Source organism: Pelosinus propionicus DSM 13327 (assembly GCF_900114615.1).
Classification (GTDB): Bacteria; Bacillota; Negativicutes; order DSM-13327; family DSM-13327; genus Pelosinus; species Pelosinus propionicus.
The window spans coordinates 1-2316 of record NZ_FOTS01000115.1 but is presented as its reverse complement, the minus strand read 5'-3'; the positions used below and the strand labels follow the sequence as shown (position 1 = coordinate 2316).

Annotated in this window: 1 protein-coding gene and 1 pseudogene; both read right to left on the bottom strand. The window is 34.8% G+C overall.

Annotated features, from left to right (window positions below; genetic code table 11):
• A pseudogene (locus BMZ99_RS25735) lies at positions 1–377 on the bottom strand (IS4 family transposase); the annotation flags it as partial.
• Positions 378–576: 199 nt separating this feature from the next.
• Positions 577–1980, bottom strand: coding sequence for a LamG-like jellyroll fold domain-containing protein (locus BMZ99_RS25730; RefSeq protein ID WP_090944962.1), 1404 nt, complete (start codon positions 1978–1980; stop codon positions 577–579).
• Between the last annotated feature and the right edge of the window lie 336 nt (positions 1981–2316).

Here is a 2316-nt window from a genome sequence, read left to right as displayed (position 1 = left end):
TCGTCATTTTTATTTTTAGGTAATCTTATATCAGATCTATCTACAGCAAGAAGACGATATCCTTTAAATAAAATCTGCTCGTCACATTGTTTAGCCATTTCTCTAAAAATATATTCCATAGCTTTAGATGAAATTTTCTGCCTTTGCTGAACAAAGGCAGAAACAGATGCGGTATCTTCTGCATAATTGAACCAATCATATATTTCTTTACATAAGCTATTTCCACCCATGCCAATCATCATTTTAATAATTGTTTCAAATGATAGTTTTCGATTTCTTGTAAAGTCCTTTGATGGATTTTGCAAAAAATCAGATGGCTCATCTGATATAGTACTTATTATGTTTGAAAGTATTTCTTTTACTTCAGTCGGTTTCATATGTGTTCCTCCCTCGAATCTTTATATTTCAAGGGCAGGGCCGCAAATTTCCGACTATTTGTCAAGTATTTTTATATGACTAGCAAATAAAAAATAGAACGTTTACATCTACTTTTATCGATGTAAACGTTCTATTTTGCTTAACTTAATGACATTGACTTGACAGGGGGCACTTCATTAAGATAAGACGGCAGCAATTTTATTTCGTAAGCTCCATAACCTCGAAGCTAATGATCTTTTCAAACAGTAAATATTCTTTTCTGCTTCTAAACTCACCTACATTATAGATCTTATCAAACACATACAATGCTTTACCGGTACCAACGGTTCGGTCGCACCACTCAATAAATTTTTTAATTTCATCATGAGATAACTCATATTCCCTTTCACTGGAATCGTTCATAGTGATTCGTAATAATCCTTGATTACTTGGGGCCTGCGGTGTTACAGAAGCTTCATTTGAATTAGCACTTTCACTCCCGCTTCCATCAATTGCAGTTACTACATAATAATAGGTAGTACCGTTAGTTACATTCTCATCTACATAGGTTGTACCAATTACTTCGGTAGCAATAGAAGTATATGGCCCCTCTGCTGTGGTTGAGCGTTTTACGTTACAACTTGCTGCTCCTTCTACTGCATTCCAAGAGAGACTTACTTGAGAATCTCCTGCAATTGCAATTAAGTTCATCGGTGCATTTACAAGTAGTGTTGCAGATGCTTCATTTGAATTAGCACTTTCACTCCCGCTTCCATCAATTGTAGTTACTACATAATAGTAGGTAGTACCGTTAGTTACATTCTCATCTACATAGGTTGTACCAATTACTTCAGTAGCAATAGGAGTATATGGCCCCCCTGCTGTTGTAGAGCGTTTTACATTGTAACCAGCTGCTCCCGTAACTGCATTCCATAAAAGGGTTACTTGGGAATCAACTACGGTAGCCGTTAGATTGATTGGCACTGCTAAATCTGGTGCATTTGGCCCTGAATCTACAATATTATTTATATCATCTTGTGATAGCGCATCATCGTACATTCTAAAATCTGCTACAGTCCCACGAACAAAATTAAAATTTGCGTTTGCAGTATTTATTGGCGAATTTGAAAGTCCTCCAATACTTAGTGGATTATTAATGCTACCACTTACAATTGTTTTATCAATAACCTTAATACCATCGACATAGACTATCATTTTATTTTTATTTTCAATAGAGAATATGATATTTTTTCTTTTTCCAATATAAAAATCTTTAGACACTGTTGTATTATAAATATCGCCACTCCCTGTCATAGCCAGTATAGAGTTGGAGGAAGTATGATACAAGATACCATACGCATTGCTACCTATACCTCCCGCTCCTATTCCGCTACCAAATAGCAAGTTATGATCTCCCGTATAACCTTCGACAGTCGCCCATAAAGATAAAGTAAAGGTCGCTAATTCAGTTTGATTGATTGTTGTTTTCAAACCGCAGCTACCATCTAGATAAGTTCCATCTTTAGATTGGGTAATGCTGCCACTCCCATATTTCGCTAGATCCATTGTCCCCACTACATCTTTAAAGTCATTCGATAAAGGCCATCTATGAAGTAATGCCATCTTATAATAACCTCCTAGTAATTTTCTAATTTGATAAAACCAACATATCCAAGGACCTCTATTTCAATTGTGTGTATCCTGTATATCGGCTTTCACTGAGATACATTCCTCAGCAACTATAAATTAAACTACCAAAAGTAAATTTTTTAACTATATTTCATAAAAACCTTAATTTAATGATGTAGAAAATTATATACACAAAAAGCACCGTCTTATCAAATATGATATGCTCCCCTTGTAATCAATGTCATTAAGTTAAGTAGTTAAGAGCAGGTTAATGTATCAAAAAATGGTGAACGCTATGATAAGTGTTCACCATTTTTATGATTTAAACAT

What these genes read in the sequence shown, in the direction of transcription:
- BMZ99_RS25730 (WP_090944962.1), bottom strand. Translation starts at nt 1,980, where the DNA reads ATGGCATTACTTCATAGATGGCCTTTATCGAATGACTTTAAAGATGTA.